Raw genomic sequence first — 16727 nt, 5'->3', positions numbered from 1 at the left:
GGATCTCCGCTGGTACGCCGCGTGCAATTCGGCCTGGGCATGCGCCTCTCCTTCGATCACGGCACGCTGGTCATCACCGAACCTCCCGACCTCGACCTCGGCTTCGCGCCCGGGCTGATGTGGGACGCGCGCGTCGCGCTGTGGCGAGCGCCCGCGCGCTATCACGCCGAGCTCACGCGCACGCTGCGCGCCAAGAAGCTGCCCCTCGACGATCGCGTGCGCCCAGCGCCTTCGGCGCTCTCGCCGGCCTGGACCGAGCCCTCGCTCCGGCCCTACCAGAAGGGCGCGCTCTTCGCCTGGACGCTGGCGGATCGGCGCGGGCTCGTGGTCTTGCCGACCGGCGCGGGCAAGACGCGCGTCGCCGTGGCGGCCCTGGCGGAGCTCAGGCTGCCCGCGCTGATCGTCGTGCCGACCCGCGCGCTGCTCGCGCAGTGGCACGCCGAGCTCAGCCGGGTGTGTCCCGAGCCGGTCGGCATCTGGGGCGACGGCGAGCGGGTGAACGGCACGGTGACCGTCGCGACCTTCGAGAGCGCCTACCGGCTCATGCCGGAGCACGGCGCGCGCTTCGACGTCCTGATCGTGGACGAGGTCCACCACTTCGGGCTCGGGCTCCGGGACGAGCTCCTGGAGATGTGCGTGGCGAAGTACCGGCTGGGGCTCACCGCGACGCCCCCCGATCCGGCGGCGCTCGCGCGGCTCGAGGCGCTGGTCGGGCCGGTCGTGTACGAGCTCGGCGTCGCCGATCTGAGGGGCACCTACCTGGCCGACTTCGATCTGGTGGAGCTCCGGCTGCCTCTCGACGCCGACGAGCGCCGCCGTTACCAGGAAGATCAGGCGCGGTTCGCCGCCGTGTTCCGGCCCTTTGCCCGGCAGAACCCGGGCTCGAGCTGGCAAGACTTCACCGGCGTCGCGATGGCGTCGGCCGAGGGGCGCGCCGCGCTCGCGGCCTGGCGCCGGAGCCGCCGCCTCTTGAGCCTGACCCGCAAGAAGGCCGCCGCGGTCCACGAGATCCTCGAGCGCCATCGGAGCTCGAAGCTCCTGGTCTTCACCGCCGACAACGACGCTGCCTACGCCATCGCGCGCCGCGAGCTGATCATGCCCATCACCTGCGAGATCCGCCGCAAGGAGCGGGCCCGCGTGCTGGCGGCGTTTCGCGACGGGTCGCTGCGCGCGCTGGTGTCGTCGCGGGTCTTGAACGAGGGCATCGACGTCCCCGACGCGGACGTGGCGGTGATCGTCGGCGGGACGCGGGGCGAGCGCGAGCACGTGCAGCGCATCGGGCGCCTGCTCAGGCCGGGGCCGGGCAAGCGCGCCACGGTCTACGAGCTGGTGAGCGCCGGAACGCGGGAGGTCGCGCAGTCGCGGGAGAGGAGGCGGGGTCTTGCTGCCGCGAGCGCTGCTCTCGTCTAGCGTCGGCCTCGACGCCAGAGAGGTCGTGCCGCGTTACCTCGGGCCCCGGGACGAGCCCTGGCTCCGCGCGCTGCTGGAGCTGTACGCCGCCTTCGAAGGCCGGCCGCGGAGGGCGCTCCGCGAGCGGCTGGCGGAGCCGCTCGTCACCCGCGCGCCGAAGGCTCCGCTCCGCGTGGTCCGCCACGTGCTCGATCGCGCGACGAAGGCCAGGCTCGCCTCGCCGGTCTCGCCCGAGCGCGCGCGCAGCGTGGTGTTCGCGCAGGCGTGCGAGGAGCCCGATCGAGCGCGGGCGTTCGCCTGCGCCGCGGAGGTGCTGGCGCTCGAGCCGGAGGCGCTCGACGAGCTCTTGTTCGCCGATCTCCGCTCGAACGAACGGGTCGGCAAGCTCCCGGACGGGCTCGGGCCGACGGCGCTCGCCCAGAGCGCGAACCTGGCCATTGCCTCGGCGCTGCTCGGCCGGGCGCAGTCGCTGCGTGTGCGCGCGTTCGGCAACACGCGCGCGCTGGTGCGCCACGCGCAGCTCGTCGGGCTCATCTGCACCGCCCGGCGCCTCGACGCGGGCGTCGAGCTCGACATCTCGGGGCCGTTCTCGCTCTTCCGACACACGCTCATCTACGGCAAGCGCCTGGCCTCGCTGATTCCGCGTGCCATGTGGTGCGAGCGCTTCGAGGTCGAGGCGCGGGTGGCGCTCGGGCCCGGCGCGGGCCTTTTGACCTATCGGCTGGCGAGCGGCGCTCCGCTGCCCGCGGGGCGCGAGCTGTCCCGCTACGACAGCCAGCTCGAAGCGCGCTTTGCCCGGGACTTCGCCAAGCTCGGCTCGGACTGGGAGCTCTTGCGCGAGCCGGAGCCCGTCCCGCTCGCGCGCGGCAGGCTCATCTTCCCTGACTTCGCCCTGGTGCATCGCCGTGACCCGCGCAGGCGCTGGCTCGTCGAGCTGGTGGGGTTCTGGACCGCCGACTACCTGAACGACAAGCTCGCGCGGCTGCGCGAGGCAGCGCTCGAGCGCGTGCTCTTGTGCATCGACGAGCGCCGCGCCTGTCGCGACGAAGCGCTGCCCGACGGCGCAGAGGTGCTCTGGTTCAAAGGCAAGCTGGACGCCGCGCGGGTGCTCGCGCGCATCGAGGAGCGAGATGACCGACTGGGTGACGCATGATACGTTTCCGGGAGACATGCGCGTCGAAGAGGTGCTCAGCCACGCGTCCCCTCGGCGGCTCAGCCGGGAGGAGTTCCAGCGCCTGGGCCAGCAGGGCTTCTTCGGGGACGAGCGCGTCGAGCTCATCGCGGGAGTGGTCGTCGAGATGAGCCCGGTGGGGCCGCCGCACTCGGACGAGATCTCGGTCCTGAACCGCACTCTGGTCGTCGGGGTCGGTGATCGCGCGGTGGTGCGCGTCCAGCTGCCCTTCGCGGCGGGGGACGACTCGCAGCCCCAGCCGGACCTGGCCCTGGTAGCGCCGCGCCGCTGGTCCGACCGGCATCCGGACCAGGCGTTCTTGCTGGTCGAGGTCGCGGAGTCGTCGCTCAGCTACGACCGGCGGGTCAAGGCGCGGCTCTACGCGCTGTCGGGAGTTCCGGAGTACTGGGTGGTGGACGTCGCCGGCAAGCAGGTCGAGGTGTTCGCGGAGCCGGTCGCCGGCGCCTACACCCGCCATCGCGTAGTGGCGAAGGGCGAGCGGCTCGCGCCGGCCGCGTTTCCGGACGTGGTCGTGGACCTCGGGGAGCTGTTCCAGTGACCACCGCGACGCCGATCGGGCGCATGACCTATCCCGAGTACCTGGCCTTCGAGGCGGCGGCGCCGAGCAAGCACGAGTACGTCTGCGGCGAGGTCTTCGCCATGGCGGGCGGCACGCCTGAGCACGCGGGTCTGGCTGCTGCCATGGCCGCCGTGTTGGCGCGGGCCCTCGAAGACCGTCCCTGTCGCGCCTTCTCCTCGGACGGCCGCGTGCGGGTCGAGGCCACGGATCTCTCGACCTACCCGGACATCAGCGTGGTGTGCGGCAAGCTCGAGAACTCGGGCATCGACCAGGACGCCATCGTCAACCCGGTGCTCCTGGTCGAGATCCTGAGCGACTCGACGGAGGCCTACGATCGCGGCGAGAAGGCCGCTCACTACCGCCGCATCCCCAGTCTGCGCGAGTACCTCTTGGTCTCGCAGAGAGAGCGGCGGCTCGAGCTGTTTCGCCGCGGTGAGCATGGCGAGTGGCTCTTGCTCGAGGCCGGGGCAGGAGAGCGCGTCGAGCTCGCCTCGATCGGCGCGAGCATCGCGGTCGACGACGTCTACCGGAACCCGCTCTCCGCCGAGTGACGAGCTACTCGTTCTCGGCGAGCAGGCGCTCCGCCTCGATGCCGCTCGAGTCCAGGAAGCGCTGGGCCAGCTCGTTGTGGCCGCGCACCAGCTCCCGCGGCGTGCCGCTGGCGACGATGCGCCCTTTGTCCATCAGGTAGATCTGATCCGCGATGCGCAGCGCGCCGGCCATGTCGTGGGAGATCACGATGCTGGTCACGTCGAAGCGATTGCGGGTGCTGACGATCAGGTCGTCCACCATGCGGCTGGTGATGGGATCGAGCCCGCTGGTGGGCTCGTCGTACATGATCACCTCGGGCTCGAGCATCAGCGCCCGGGCGAGGCCCACGCGCTTGCGCATGCCGCCGGAGAGCTCGCTCGGCGCCCGGTGCTCGATGTTCTCGAGGCCCAGGATCTTGAGCTTCTCCTTGACTCGCTTCTTGATCTCCTTCTCCGCGAGCTTGGTGTGCTCGCGCAGCGGGAAGGCGACGTTGTCCAGGACGTTCATGCTGTCGAGCAGGGCGGAGTACTGGAACACCATCGCCATCTTCTTCCGCACCTCGTTCATCTTGCGGTCGGAGAGCGGCACGATGTCCACACCCGAGACCAGGACCTCGCCGCTGGTCGGCTTGTCCAGGCCGATCAGGATCTTCAAGAGGGTGGTCTTGCCGGCGCCGGAGCCGCCGATGATCACGGCCACGTTGCCGCGGCCGACCCGCATGTCCACGTCCGTGAGGGCCGAGAAATCGCCGAAGCGCTTGTTCACGCCTCTCACCACGATGTGGTCGGCCCGGTCGTCGCTCACGCGCTCCACCATAGCCGAGGGTCTGCCCAGGGCAATTTCTCGTCTGCCCGCCTCGCCCCTTGACGCGGCCTCGCTTCAGGGGTTTTCCCGCCTCCATGACCGACGACCACCTGAGCGCCCTGCTCGCCCTGTGCGAGGCCGGCAAGAAGGACAAGGAGGGCTGGTTCCACCTGCCGGAGGGGCGCCACCTGACGCTGTACGCGGCCTTCAACGGCGCCTCGCTCAGCGTCGCCCGCATCGCCGACGTCAAGCGCGACGGCGAGCTGGTCGTGGCTCGCACCGTCAAGGGCGAGACCTACATGCTCGCCATCTCCGACCTGTTCGCTGGAGCCGTGGAGGCATCTCCCGCTCAGTCGCGCAAGGCCGGCTTCGTCTGAGCGCATGCCCGGGCTCGCACGCCTGATCGGCGCGCTCGTCGCGTTCCTGGTCGGAGATCTGCTTCGGGTGCGCCGCCGCCACGTCGTCGAGTCGATGCGGCGCGCGGGCGTGGTCGAGCCGGAGCGGCGAGCGAGCGCCATGTACCGCTCGCTCGCCAGTGCGCTGGTGGAGCTCCTCTTGGCGCGCTTCCTGGAGCGCCGCGTGCGCTTCGAGCCGCGGGCGCTCGCGCTGATCGAGGCGCGCGGCGCCGTGGTCGCGACGGCGCACACCGGGAGCTTCGACCTGGTCGCGTGCGCGGCCGCGCGGCGCGTGCCGCTCACCGTGGTGACCAAGCGGCTCTCCATCGGCTTCCTGGATCGCGTCTGGCAGGGCTGGCGCGCGCGGCGCGGTGTGCGTCTGGCGCAGGCCGGCGACGCGGCGGCGAGCGCCCGGTGCGCGCTCGCCCGGGGTGAGGCCGTCGCGATGCTGATCGATCAAGCGCCGGAGCGCAGCCGCGGCACGCTGGTCACGCCGTTCTTGGGCGCGCCCGCGCGGGTGGATCTGGCGCCGGCGCTGCTCGCGGCCCGAGCCGGCGTGCCGCTCGTGGTGGTGTTCGGGCGGCGCACCTCCGAGGGCGAGCACGTGGTGGAGCTCGCGGGCGCCCTCGTGCCGCCGCCGCGCGCGGGGCGCGCCTGGGCCGAGCAGGCCATGCGCCAGGCCACGGACTGGCTCGACGCCTTCGTGCGCGCGCACCCGGAGCAGTGGCTGTGGATGCACCGGCGCTGGAAGGACGCGCCGAGCGCGGCGCTGTCGACCATGCCCGAGATCCGGGCTAGAAGCGCGGTGCGAACCTGATGCAGTCCGTAGCCATCGCGTTGGTCGGTCACGGCGCCTGGGGCGAGAAGATCGCTCGGACGCTCTCCCGGCTGGAGCGCGCGCGGCTCTCGGCGGTGTGCGACGTCTCCGAGCCGGCTCGCGAGCGGGCGCGCCGAGCAGCGCCGGACGCGCGCCTGAGCGCGTCGTTCACCGAGGTTCTCGCGCGCGGCGAGGCGCGGGCGGCCATCATCGCGACCCCGCCGTCCACTCACGCGGCGCTGGCGCACTCCGCCTTGGAAGCCGGCCTCGACGTGATGGTGGAGAAGCCCATGGCGCTCCGCCTCGAGGAGGCGCGCTTGCTCGAGGAAACCGCGCGCGCGCGCGGCCGCGTGCTGATGGTGGGTCACATCCTGGAGTACCACCCGGCGGTGGTGGAGCTCCGCAGGCGCATCGACCAGGGGGAGCTCGGCGAGGTGCGGCTGATCGTCTCGGAACGGCTGAGCTCGAGCCCGCGGCGCCACGAGAACGCCTGGTGGTCCCTCGGACCGCACGACGTCAGCGTGCTCCGCTTGCTCACCGGTGGTCGCCCGACCCGCGTCTCGCTGGCCGGTTGGGCCAGCGACGAGCCCGGGCGGCCGGACGTGGTGGCGGCGCGCGTCGAGGTCGGGCAGGGCCCGCTCGCGCTCGCGCACTTCTCGCTGGTGCACCCGCAGAAGGTCCGGCGCATCGTCGTGGTCGGGAGCGAGGGCGTGGCGGTGTTCGACGACCTCAGGACCGAGCAACGCTTGTCCTGGCTGTCCGGCGCCGAGGTCGGGCGCGGGCGCCTGGACGACGTCGTCGGTTCGGCGCGCGAATTCGAGCCGGCGCGGCAGGGCGTGCGGGACGTGCTCGACGGCGTCGCGCCGAGCCGCTGGCTGCCGAGCGGGGGCCTCTGCGTGCCGCTCGGTGACCGCTCCCCGCTCGAGCTCGAGGCCGAGCACTTCGTGGCCGGGGTCCTCGACGGACACGAGGTGCGGAGCGACGCGACGAGCGGGCGCGAGGTCGTCGCCGTGCTCGAAGCGGGCCAGCGCTCCTTGGACGAGCGCGGGGCGATGGAGGTGAGCCGTGACTGAGCCCGCTCAGAGCCCGGACGCGCGCACCCGCGTGCGCGCCCGCTGCATCGCCGTCCGCGTGGGCAACGGCCTGTACGGCTTGCCCGTGGAGCACGTGCAGGAGGTGATCGCGATGCGCTCCATCACCCGGGTGTTCCATGCCCCTGCCGCTCTGGCCGGCGTGACCAACCTGCGTGGCGAGGTGCTTCCGGTGCTCGAGCTGGGCGTGCTGCTCGGCGCAGAGGCGGAGGCGCCCACCGCGGACGCACGCATCATCGTGGTGCGAGAGCCGAGCGGTCAGAAGCGTCGCGCGGGGCTGCGCGTGGACGAGCTGTCGGGGCTGCGCGACGTGCCCGCCGAGCTCGGTGCCGCGCCGTCCACCGCCGGGGAGCGCGCCCGCGCCGCGATTCGCGGCGTGATCGACGAGCCGCCGCCCTGCGCGGTGCTCGAGGTGCCGGCCCTGCTCGACTCGCCGCTCCTCGCGGAGCTCGGCGGGCGCGCCGGGGGCGGCGCCTGATGGCGCCCTCCGCCGAGCGGCGGCGCGCCCACGCGGCCGTGCTCGCGCTGCTCGAGAAGCGTCACGGTGTCGGCTCCAAAGGCGCCGGCCCGAGCGCCTGGATGGAGCTGCGGCTGGATCGAGCCCTGGACGCGCTCGCGCTCGACGCCGGCGGCAGCCTCGAAGGCGCGCTCGGGCTGCTCGAGACCGAGCCCAGCCGGCTGGAGGAGATCGCCGAGCGGCTCAGGGTGGGGGAGACGCGCTTCTTCCGCGATCCGCCCCAATGGGAGGCGCTGCGCAAGGTCGCCGTGCCGGCGTTCGCGACACGCGAGCGCGTGCGCGCGCTGTCCGTCGGCTGCTCGTCGGGCGAGGAGGCGTTCAGCCTGGCCATGCTGCTCGACGCCGGGCTGGGCCGCGCCGGCGCCTATCGCGTCGTCGGCATGGACCGCAGCGAGGCTGCGGTGGCCGCGGCCCGCGCCGGCTGCTACTCGCTCCACCAGGTCAGCCACGTGCCGAGCGAGCTCCGGTCGCGGTACCTGAGCGAAGCGGACGGTCAGCTCCGCGTGGTCGAGTCGCTCAAGGGCACCGTGAGCTTCGTGGCGCGGGACGCCATGATCGGTCCTCCGCCCGGTCACTACGAGATCGTCTTGTGCAAGAACCTGCTGATCTACTTCGGCAACGAGGCGGCGGAGCGCGCGGTGAGCCTGATGCTCCGGAGCCTCGCCGACGGTGGGTTCCTGATGGTCGCCAAGAGCGAAGTCCCGCGGGTCAAGGCGCTGGGGCACAAGGCCGAGGAGCTCGCGCCCGGCGTGGTCGTGTTCCGGGGCTGATCTGGGCGGTTGCGGGCCCCCCCGCGCGGCGTTATGCCGGCGCCATGTCCAGCGAAGATCTGCTGCAGATCGGAGAGCACAGCTTCCGCTCGCGCTTGTTCGTCGGCACCGGCAAGTACAAGAGCGTGGAGGAGACCCGCGCCGCGCTCGAGGCCTCGGGGGCCGAGGTGGTGACGGTGGCCCTCCGGCGCGTGAACCTGCAAGACCGCGGCGAAGGCTCGTTGATGCAGCTCCTCTTGAGCAAGCGCTGGACGCTCTTGCCCAACACCGCCGGCTGCTTCACGGCCGACGAGGCAGTGCGCACGCTGCGCTTGGCGCGGGAGCTCGGCATCGCGGACTTGGTGAAGCTCGAGGTCATCGGCGATCCGCGCACGCTCTACCCGGACAACGAGCAGACGGTCGAGGCCGCGAGGCTCCTGGTCAAGGAGGGCTTCACGGTGCTGCCGTACTGCATCGACGATCCCATCGTGTGCAAGAAGCTCGAGGACGCCGGCTGCGCGGCGGTGATGCCCCTGGCGGCCCCCATCGGTTCGGGCCTGGGCATCCGCAACCCGTACAACCTGCGCATCATCCTGGAGCAGGCGAAGGTGCCGGTGATCGTGGACGCGGGGGTCGGCACCGCCAGCGACGCCGCGGTGGCCCTCGAGCTCGGCTGCCACGGCGTCTTGATGAACACCGCAATCGCCGAGGCCAAGGATCCGGTGCTGATGGCGACGGCCATGCGCGAGGCGGTCAGCGCCGGCCGCAAGGCGTTCCTGGCCGGGCGCATGCCGAAGCGGCTCTACGCCAACGCCTCCAGCCCCAGCGCCGGCCTGATCGAGTGACGCTCAGGCGTAGAGCTCGCCGAGGTCGTAGCAGCGCGTGCCGGAGGGGAGCTCGGGCATCGCCTTGGGCTTGTGTCGCACGAAGAGCAACCGGCCGAGCGTCGCGCCCCTCGGGCTCGGGTAGAGCGTGAGCTTCTGCTCCAGCTCGCCGAGCAGGGCGGGCACGGAGCGCACCGCGCCCCACTTGCACTCGCCGAGATCGACCCAGTTGTCCCGGCGCAGGCTCACCACGTCCACCTGCACGCGCTTGTCCCAATATTCGCCGACCTCGTAGCCCGCCGAGACGTCCTCGCGGGCGTAGATCTCGCCGAGCGCCTCGCGGCACATGCGCTCGAAGCAGGCGCCGAAGTAGGCGTCGAGCTCGGGGCGAACGAGCTCGCGAAACGCCCGCTCCGGTCCCAGCCGGCTGGCGCGGCTCAGGTTGGGGAACACGAAACGAAACCAGAACCGCAAGAGGGGGTCGTCGATGCGAAAGCGGACGTGCCGCGCCGCGGGCCGAGACGCCGTCAGCGGGAAGCGGCGCGCTACGTAGCCGAGCTCGGTGAGCTGGCCCAGGTAGTAGTGCATGTTGCGCTCCGGCACACCGGCGCGCCGCGCGATGGCCGGGATCTGGTCCTCGCCCGCCGCCAGCGCCAAGAGCACCGCGTAGTAGCTCTCGACCTCGCGGAGCTCTTCGCGCAGCAGGAAGTCGGGCTCACGGAACAGCGGCCCGTGCTCGCCGAGCAGGGTCTCGCACAGGTTCTTCTCGAGCGAACGCTTCGGGTCGAGGAGCGAGAGGTAGAAGGGCACGCCTCCGCACACGAAGTAGGCGCGGGCTCGATCGTCCACCGACCAGCGCGGGTGGAGCTCTGCGGCCTCCTTGAAGCCGAAGGGACGGAGCAGGATCTGCGCCGTGCGCCGCCCGAAGAGCGGGCTCTGCTTGCCGAGCACCTCACGCTCCATGAACCCGACGTAGGAGCCGCACAGGATGAGCAGCACCTTGCCGGAGCGCTTCCAGCTCCGATCCCAGAGCTCCTGCAGCACGCCGGGGAGCTCGGGGCTCGCCTTGACCATCCACTGGAACTCGTCGAGCGCGAGCACCAGCTTGCCGGGGCCCTTCCAGCGCTCGACGACGTGCCCGAGCGCCGCCTTCCAGCTCTCCGCGGGGAGCTCGGCGAGCAGCGGCTCGTCGAGCACGCGCGCGGCCTCCAGCAGGAGCTCGCGGATCTGCAGCGCCGCCGGCGCCGTCTTGCCCACCACGTAGATGCCGCGAGCACCCTTCAGAAACTGGAGGATCAGCTCGCTCTTGCCCACGCGGCGGCGGCCGTAGATGGGGATGAAGCCCGCCTCGTCCGCGGCGTGGGCTTTCCCGAGGACGGCCAGCTCCGGCGCTCGCCCGACGAACATGCCCCCAATCTGGTCCGCGCACCCAGACTTGTCAAGTCACGACTTGTCTAAATACGACTTGTCAAAAGCGGCTTGGCGTCCCCCGCCTTTGCCGGCAGAGTCGGCGCTCCATGAGCGTGCCGCCCCTGAGCCCGTACCAGAAGCGCCTGTTCGCGTTCCTGAGCGTGGCGACCTTCTTCGAGGGCTACGACTTCATGGCGCTGACGCAGATCCTGCCCAACCTGCGCGCGTCCCTCGGTCTGAACGAGGCGCAGGCGGGGCTCCTGGTGGGCTTCATCAACGTGGGCACGGTGCTGGCGTACTTCCTGGTGCGCAAGGCCGATCGCTGGGGCCGGCGCCGGGTGCTCACGATCACCATCGCCGGCTACACGCTGTTCACCTTCGCGAGCGGGCTGGCGCCCAACGTCTGGGTGTTCGCCGTGTTCCAAATGCTCGCTCGCATCTTCCTCCTGGCCGAGTGGGCCATCAGCAGCGTGATCGCCGCGGAGGAGTTCCCCGCCGCGCGCCGCGGCATGGTGATCGGCGTGGTCAGCGCCTCCGGCAGCCTCGGCTCGGTGGTGTGCGCCGGGGTCGTGCCCCTCTTGCTGAAAGCCCCGTGGGGTTGGCGCACCATATACCTGGTGGGCATCGTACCGCTGGTGATCCTGGCCTTCGCGCGCCGCAGCTTGAAGGAGACCAAGCGCTTCGAGGAGCAGCCCCACGCGGAGAAGGGGCGCCCGCTCGCGCACATCTGGCGCACGCCCTACCGCCGCCGGATGCTGGAGCTCGGCGCCATCTGGCTTTTGACCTACGTCTGCACCCAGACCAGCGTCACCTACTGGAAGGAGTTCGCGGTCGCCGAGCGCGGCTTCAGCGACGGCCAGGTGGGGCTCAGCATCACCATCGCGGCGCTGGTGGCGATGCCCCTGGTCTTCCTCTCCGGCAAGGCGCTGGACGTGATCGGCCGGCGCTGGGGCGCGCTGGTCATCTACGGGCTGACCGCCGTCGGGGTGTTCTGCTCGTACACGTTCCACGATCGCTGGGCGCTGACGGGCGCCTTGATGCTGGGGATCTACGGAGCCAGCGCGTTCTTGCCCGTGATGAACGCCTACACCACCGAGCTCTTCCCGACCGATCTGCGCGGGGACGCCTTCGCCTGGAGCAACAACCTGATCGGCCGCATCGGCTACGTGACCTCGCCGGCGCTGGTCGGCTGGTTCGCGCACCAGGTGGGTTGGGGAAGCGCCGTGCGTGTCACGGCGTTGTTCCCGCTGTTGGCCTTGGCCCTGATCCTGCTCCTTCTGCCCGAGACGCGCGCGCGTGAGCTGGAAGAGACGGCCGCGCTGTGAGCGCGTCGGCGAAGCCCGCGCCGCGTGGCGGCTTCTTCCTGCAGGTCGTGCCGGCGCTGCTCTACACCTTCGCCATCTTCTACGGCGGCGTCACCCAGCCGCCCAGCGTGGGGGCACCGGCGCTCTTCCAGCAAGACAAGCTGCTGCACGCCATCGCCTTCGGCTTCATGCAGCTCGTGATGCTGCGCGCCGTGCGCTACGAGGGTCAGAAGCTCGGGTTCCGCGCGCAGAACCTGCTCGCCTTCGGCCTGGCCTGCGCCATCGGCGGGCTGCTCGAGCTGGTCCAGCTGACCACGTCGTACCGCTCGGCGGAGCTCCTGGACTTCGTCGCGGACGCCTTCGGCGCCGGGATCGTCGCGGCGGTGCTCGACTGGCGCGCCAAGAAGCGGCAGGAGACTTGCGCGCCCCCCGCGGAACCGGAAGGATGAGCGCGTGCGCCTGATCGCCCTCGGCTTGTGCGCCGCCCTCGGCTGGGCACCGATGCAGTGCGCCTCGGATCCGAGCCCGGCGGAGCGCCGCTACGAGACCCCAGGCGAGGCCTTGTACGGCCTGGCGGAGCAGTTCAAGGCCAAGGGCGACGAGGCCGCGTGGCGCTCGACGCTCGAGTACCTGGTCGCGCGTTACCCGAACAGCCGCCACGCCAAGATGGCCAAGGACGACCTTGCGGGCGCCGCCCCCGCGGGCAAGCCGGCGGGAGCCAAGGCCTCCGGCGGCAAGTGATCGCGCCGCGCCTGATCGTGATCACCGACTTCTCGCGGGGCGACCGCGGGGCACGCCTCGCGCGCATCGAGCGCTGCCTGGCCCTGGCGCGCCCGACCTCGGTGCTGGTGCAGCTCCGCGATCCCGAGCTCGGCGCTCGCGCTCGCCTGGAGCTGGGCCGGCATTTGGTCGCCCTGGCCCGCGCGCACGGCCAGAGCTTCGCGGTGAACGATCGGCTCGACCTGGCGAAGCTGCTCGGCGCGGACGCCGTTCACCTGGGTGAGGCCAGCGTGGACGTCGCGGACGCGCGGCGTTTCCTCCCCGGCGTCTGGATCTCACGCGCGTGGCACTCCACCGACCGCGCGCCCGAGGGCGCCGACGCGCTCTTGCTCTCACCGATCTTCGAGGCCCGCCACGGGCGGCCCGCGCTGGGCGCCCCGTCGCTGCGCATCGCTCGCGCCCGAATCGGTGCGCTGCCGCTCTACGCGCTCGGCGGAGTGACGCCGGAGCGCGCCTCGACGGCCATGGCGACCAGCGCCCAGGGCGTCGCCGTGATCGGCGCGGTGCTCGACGACGACGACCCGCTGCCGCTCCTCGCGGCGCTCGGCATTCGCCGCTAGGCGCGCTATACGCCCTCTCCGACCCCATGGCCGAGACCCCGTTCGCCCCCGTGCCCACAGATCTGGATTTTCCGCGCTACGAGCGGCAAATCCTCGAGCTCTGGAAGGCGCGGCAGATCTTCGAGAAGTCCCTCGAGCTGCGCGGGCCCGACGCGCCGCACTTCGTCTTCTACGAGGGCCCTCCCACCGCCAACGGCGTGCCGCACAACGGCCACGTGCTGACGCGGGTGATGAAGGACCTGTTCCCGCGCTACCAGGCGATGCTGGGAAAGCGCGTGCTGCGCAAGGGCGGCTGGGACACCCACGGGCTGCCGGTGGAGGTCGAGGTCGAGAAGGAGCTGCGCATCCACGGCAAAGCCGCCATCGAGGAGTACGGCGTCGAGCCCTTCGTCGCGCGCTGCATCGAGAGCGTGTTCCGCTACACCACGGAGTGGGAGCGGCTGACCGAGCGCATCGGCTTCTGGGTCAGCTTGCCCGACGCCTACGTCACCTATCACAAGACCTACGTCGAGAGCGTGTGGTGGGCGCTCTCGAACCTGTTCGAAAAGGGTCTGCTCTACCAGGGCCACAAGGTGGTGTGGTGGTGGGCGCAAGGCGGCACCGCGCTGTCGAGCGCCGAGGTCGGCCTGGGCTACAAGAGCGTGGACGATCCCAGCGTCTTCGTGGCCTTCCCCCTCAGGGACGAGCCGGAGACGGCGCTCGTGGTCTGGACCACCACGCCCTGGACCCTGTCGTCGAACGGCTACGCGGCGGTGCGACCCGGGGCCAGCTACGACGTGGTGAAGATCGGCGCCCCGAAGGAGCACAAGGGCAAGAAGCCGAAGGAGCTCCGCACCAACGCCAAGCAGCTGATCTTGGCCAGCGAGCTCCGGGCGGCGATCAGCGACAAGATCGGCCACGAGCTCGAGGTCGTCTCGACGCTCGAGGGGGAGGAGCTGGTCGGCAAGCGCTACGTGCCGCCCTTCGACACCTATTACGCCGAGCGACGCGACGCGCGGGTGGCACTGAAGGAGGGGGGCGACGACGCGACGTGGTGGCGGGTCATCGCCGAGGACTTCGTGACCCTCGACACCGGCGCCGGCATCGTGCACGTCGCGCCGGCCTTCGGCGAGGACGACAACAAGGCGCACGCCAAGCAGCTCCGGCGCTACGCCCGCCCGGACGAGGTGGAGCTCCTGTGCGCGGTGAACCCCGACGGCAGCTTCAAGCCCGAGGCAGGGAAATACGCCGGGCGCTGGGTCAAGGACTGCGACAAGGAGATCCTGTCGGAGCTGTCCGACAAGGGCGTGCTCTTGTTCGAGGAGCTCTACCGCCACGACTACCCGTTCTGTTGGCGCTCCGACGAAGATCCGCTGATCCAGATGGCGCGCCCGGCGTGGTTCATTCGCACCACGGAGCGCCTGGCCGACGCCATGGCGGACAACCAGGCGGTCAGCTGGCTGCCGGAGCACATCAAGGAGGGACGTTTCGGCGACTTCCTGCGCAACAACGTGGACTGGGCGCTGTCCCGCGAGCGCTACTGGGGCACGCCGCTCAACGTCTGGGTGTGCACCAAGGATCCGGAGCACAAACACGCGCCGAGCAGCGTGGCCGAGATTGAGAAGCTCTCACCTACGGCGTTCAATCACTTCTACGAGGCGAAGAAGCTCGACCCGACGCTGAACCCCCACCTGATCGTGCACAAGCCCTGGATCGACCAGGTCGAGCTCCCGTGCCCGAGCTGCGGGGCCGCGATGCGCCGCGTGCCGGAGGTCATCGACTGCTGGTTCGACTCCGGCTGCATGCCCTTCGCGCAGTGGGGCTTCCCGCACGTCGAGGGCTCGGTCGCGAAGTTCGACGACGCCTTCCCGGCCGACTTCATCAGCGAGGCGATCGACCAGACCCGCGGCTGGTTCTACTCGCTGCTCATGATCTCGGCGCTGGTCTTCGACCAGCCCACGCAGAAAGCGCTCGGCCTGTCCGCGCTCCGAGGCTTCCCGCACCCCTACAAGAGCTGCATCGTGCTCGGTCACGTCTGCGACAAGGAGGGCAAGAAGGAGAGCAAGAGCCGAGGCAACTACACGCCGCCGGAGATCATCCTCGATCGCGTGCGCATGGAGTTCGGCGTGCTCGCCGAGGCCCACGGCCAGAAGGCCCCGGAGGGCAAGGCGCTGATCGCCCGTGAGGATCTCGAGGGCATGGACCTCCAGGACGGTGCGAAGGTGGCGCTCTACCGCGCCGACGCCCCGGAGAAGAAGCGCGAGCTGGTCATCGAGGCCCAGAAGAAGCTGCCGCGGCGCGTGGTCCTGCTCTCGGATGCGGACCGCGAAGCCCTGGGGCTCGAGCCCATCGAGAAGGGGCTCGGCACCATGCCCGTCGAGGTGCCGCGGGCGCCCGTCGCCCAGCGCGTCACCATGGAGGACGAGAACACCCCGGCCCCCGGCGCCGACGCCTTCCGCTGGTTCTTCTACGCCTCGAGCCCGCCCTGGTCGAACACGCGCCACAGCCTGACCAACGTGCGCCTCCTTCAGAAGGACTTCCACGTCAAGCTGCGCAACGTCTACTCGTTCTTCACCATCTACGCGAACATCGACGGCTGGCGACCGACCCACCCGGCGCACGTGGGGCGCCCCCCGGCGGAGCGCTCGCTCCTCGATCGCTGGCTGCTCTCGGAGGTGCAGCTCACCGTGCGCGACGTGCGGCGCGCCCTCGACGGCTACCTGGCCTACGACGCCGCGCTACGGCTGATCGATCTGACCGAGTCGCTCTCCAACTGGTACGTGCGCCGAAGCCGCCCGCGCTTTTGGGCCAAGGGGCTCGAGCAGGACAAGTGCGACGCCTACGCCACGCTCTACGAGGCGCTGACCACGCTGGCGGAGCTCGCGGCGCCGTTCATCCCCTTCTTCAGCGAGGAGATCTACCAGAACCTCGTGGTGCGGGCGAGGCTGCCCGGCGCCCGGGAGAGCGTGCACTTCGCCGACTATCCCGCGCCGAACGCCGCCGTCATCGACGAAGGGCTGGCAGAGGAGATGTCCGCGGTGCGCCAGGTGGTGAGCCTGGGGCTGTCGGTGCGCACGGCGAATCGCCTCAAGGTGCGCCAGCCGCTCTCGCACGCGGACGTGGTGTTCAACGACAAGCAGACGCTGGAGCGCCTCGAGAGCCATCGCTCGCTGATCGCAGAGGAGCTCAACGTGCACGAGGTGAACTTCATGTTTCCCGGTCACGAACGCGGCGCGGTGAGCTTCAAGCTGAAGCCCAACTTCCGCACGCTGGGCCCGCGCCTGGGCAAACGCGTTCAGGAGGTGAAGAAGGCGCTGGACGCCGCCGACGGCTCGGCGCTGCACGCCGAGCTGTCGAGCACCGGCAAGGTCGTCCTCGAGCTCGGCGGCGAGAAGCTCGATTTCTCCGCCGACGAGATCGAGGTCAGCGTCTCGGCGGCCGAGGGCTTCGCCGCCGAGACCGGCAAGGTCGGCGTGGTGGTGCTGCACACCACACTGACCGAGCAGCTGATCGACGAGGGGCTCCTGCGCGAGGTCGCGAGCCGCGTGCAGCAGGCGCGCAAGGATCTGGGCCTCGAGTTCACCGATCGGGTCCGGCTCTGGGTCGGCGGCAGCCGGCGGATCCAGCGCATCGTGCAGGAAAACCAGGCCCAGCTCTCCACGGAGTGTCTGGCCCCGGAGGTGTCCGTGGGCGAGCTCGGGGCGGCGCCGGCGGGGGCCAAGGAGCACACGCTCGGCGACGAGACCGTGGCGACTTTGTTGCAGAAGCTCTGATGTGGCCGGCGACGCTGGCCTCGCGTAGCATT

At 71.0% G+C, this 16727-nt stretch carries 17 protein-coding genes; 15 read left to right on the top strand and 2 right to left on the bottom strand.

Annotation, left to right across the window (positions count from 1 at the left end; translation table 11 throughout):
• The first annotated feature begins 21 nt into the window (after nucleotides 1-21).
• The 4 genes from HS104_13240 to HS104_13225 are packed head-to-tail and all read left to right on the top strand — an operon-like array spanning nucleotide 22 to nucleotide 3712.
• The gene (locus tag HS104_13240) at nucleotides 22-1410 is read left to right on the top strand and encodes a DEAD/DEAH box helicase (GenBank protein ID MBE7480931.1); all 1389 of its coding nucleotides are present in this window, start codon (nucleotides 22-24) and stop codon (nucleotides 1408-1410) included.
• Nucleotides 1382-2563, top strand: a complete 1182-nt coding sequence (locus HS104_13235) for a DUF790 family protein (protein ID MBE7480930.1) — start codon at nucleotides 1382-1384, stop codon at nucleotides 2561-2563. Before HS104_13240 ends, HS104_13235 begins: the two co-directional genes overlap by 29 nt.
• A gap of 16 nt (nucleotides 2564-2579) precedes the next feature.
• On the top strand, nucleotides 2580-3140 hold the full coding sequence (locus tag HS104_13230) for a Uma2 family endonuclease (protein MBE7480929.1): 561 nt from the start codon (nucleotides 2580-2582) through the stop codon (nucleotides 3138-3140).
• 23 nt (nucleotides 3141-3163) lie between these two features.
• A complete protein-coding gene (locus tag HS104_13225; protein ID MBE7480928.1) occupies nucleotides 3164-3712 on the top strand; it encodes a Uma2 family endonuclease in 549 nt (182 codons plus the stop codon).
• A gap of 4 nt (nucleotides 3713-3716) precedes the next feature.
• On the opposite strand, the gene HS104_13220 is transcribed toward HS104_13225, so the two are convergent.
• Nucleotides 3717-4508: an ATP-binding cassette domain-containing protein gene (locus tag HS104_13220; GenBank protein ID MBE7480927.1), complete on the bottom strand. Its 792-nt coding sequence runs from the start codon at nucleotides 4506-4508 to the stop codon at nucleotides 3717-3719.
• An 83-nt stretch (nucleotides 4509-4591) separates the two neighbouring features.
• On the opposite strand from HS104_13220, the gene HS104_13215 reads away from it, so the two are divergent.
• Genes HS104_13215 through HS104_13190 form a run of 6 tightly spaced genes read left to right on the top strand, consistent with a single transcriptional unit; the run spans nucleotide 4592 to nucleotide 8910 of the window.
• Entirely contained in the window at nucleotides 4592-4873 is a 282-nt protein-coding gene (locus HS104_13215) for a hypothetical protein (protein MBE7480926.1), read from the top strand.
• A gap of 4 nt (nucleotides 4874-4877) precedes the next feature.
• On the top strand, nucleotides 4878-5708 hold the full coding sequence (locus HS104_13210) for a lysophospholipid acyltransferase family protein (GenBank protein MBE7480925.1): 831 nt from the start codon (nucleotides 4878-4880) through the stop codon (nucleotides 5706-5708).
• On the top strand, nucleotides 5708-6781 hold the full coding sequence (locus tag HS104_13205; GenBank protein ID MBE7480924.1) for a Gfo/Idh/MocA family oxidoreductase: 1074 nt from the start codon (nucleotides 5708-5710) through the stop codon (nucleotides 6779-6781). The genes HS104_13210 and HS104_13205 overlap by 1 nt, the downstream gene beginning before the upstream one ends.
• Entirely contained in the window at nucleotides 6774-7277 is a 504-nt protein-coding gene (locus HS104_13200; GenBank protein MBE7480923.1) for a chemotaxis protein CheW, read from the top strand. Before HS104_13205 ends, HS104_13200 begins: the two co-directional genes overlap by 8 nt.
• Complete coding sequence (locus HS104_13195) at nucleotides 7277-8086, top strand: hypothetical protein (protein ID MBE7480922.1); 810 nt, start codon at nucleotides 7277-7279, stop codon at nucleotides 8084-8086. The genes HS104_13200 and HS104_13195 overlap by 1 nt, the downstream gene beginning before the upstream one ends.
• A gap of 44 nt (nucleotides 8087-8130) precedes the next feature.
• Complete coding sequence (locus HS104_13190; protein MBE7480921.1) at nucleotides 8131-8910, top strand: thiazole synthase; 780 nt, start codon at nucleotides 8131-8133, stop codon at nucleotides 8908-8910.
• A gap of 3 nt (nucleotides 8911-8913) precedes the next feature.
• Here HS104_13190 and HS104_13185 read toward each other — a convergent pair whose 3' ends face one another.
• Entirely contained in the window at nucleotides 8914-10296 is a 1383-nt protein-coding gene (locus HS104_13185) for an ATP-binding protein (GenBank protein MBE7480920.1), read from the bottom strand.
• 110 nt (nucleotides 10297-10406) lie between these two features.
• Between HS104_13185 and HS104_13180 the strand changes: the two genes are divergently transcribed.
• Genes HS104_13180 through HS104_13160 form a run of 5 tightly spaced genes read left to right on the top strand, consistent with a single transcriptional unit; the run spans nucleotide 10407 to nucleotide 16695 of the window.
• Entirely contained in the window at nucleotides 10407-11624 is a 1218-nt protein-coding gene (locus HS104_13180; GenBank protein ID MBE7480919.1) for an MFS transporter, read from the top strand.
• Nucleotides 11621-12052, top strand: coding sequence for a VanZ family protein (locus tag HS104_13175; protein MBE7480918.1), 432 nt, complete (start codon nucleotides 11621-11623; stop codon nucleotides 12050-12052). Before HS104_13180 ends, HS104_13175 begins: the two co-directional genes overlap by 4 nt.
• Nucleotides 12053-12056: 4 nt before the next feature.
• Nucleotides 12057-12344, top strand: coding sequence for a hypothetical protein (locus HS104_13170; protein ID MBE7480917.1), 288 nt, complete (start codon nucleotides 12057-12059; stop codon nucleotides 12342-12344).
• Nucleotides 12341-12943, top strand: a complete 603-nt coding sequence (locus tag HS104_13165) for a thiamine phosphate synthase (GenBank protein ID MBE7480916.1) — start codon at nucleotides 12341-12343, stop codon at nucleotides 12941-12943. Before HS104_13170 ends, HS104_13165 begins: the two co-directional genes overlap by 4 nt.
• A gap of 26 nt (nucleotides 12944-12969) precedes the next feature.
• A complete protein-coding gene (locus HS104_13160; GenBank protein ID MBE7480915.1) occupies nucleotides 12970-16695 on the top strand; it encodes a class I tRNA ligase family protein in 3726 nt (1241 codons plus the stop codon).
• Nucleotides 16696-16727: the final 32 nt, after the last annotated feature.

The sequence above is a fragment of the Polyangiaceae bacterium genome (genome assembly GCA_015075635.1).
In the GTDB taxonomy this organism is placed as follows: Bacteria; Myxococcota_A; Polyangia; order Polyangiales; family Polyangiaceae; genus JADJKB01.
This window is presented reverse-complemented; position numbering and strand designations above follow the sequence as displayed.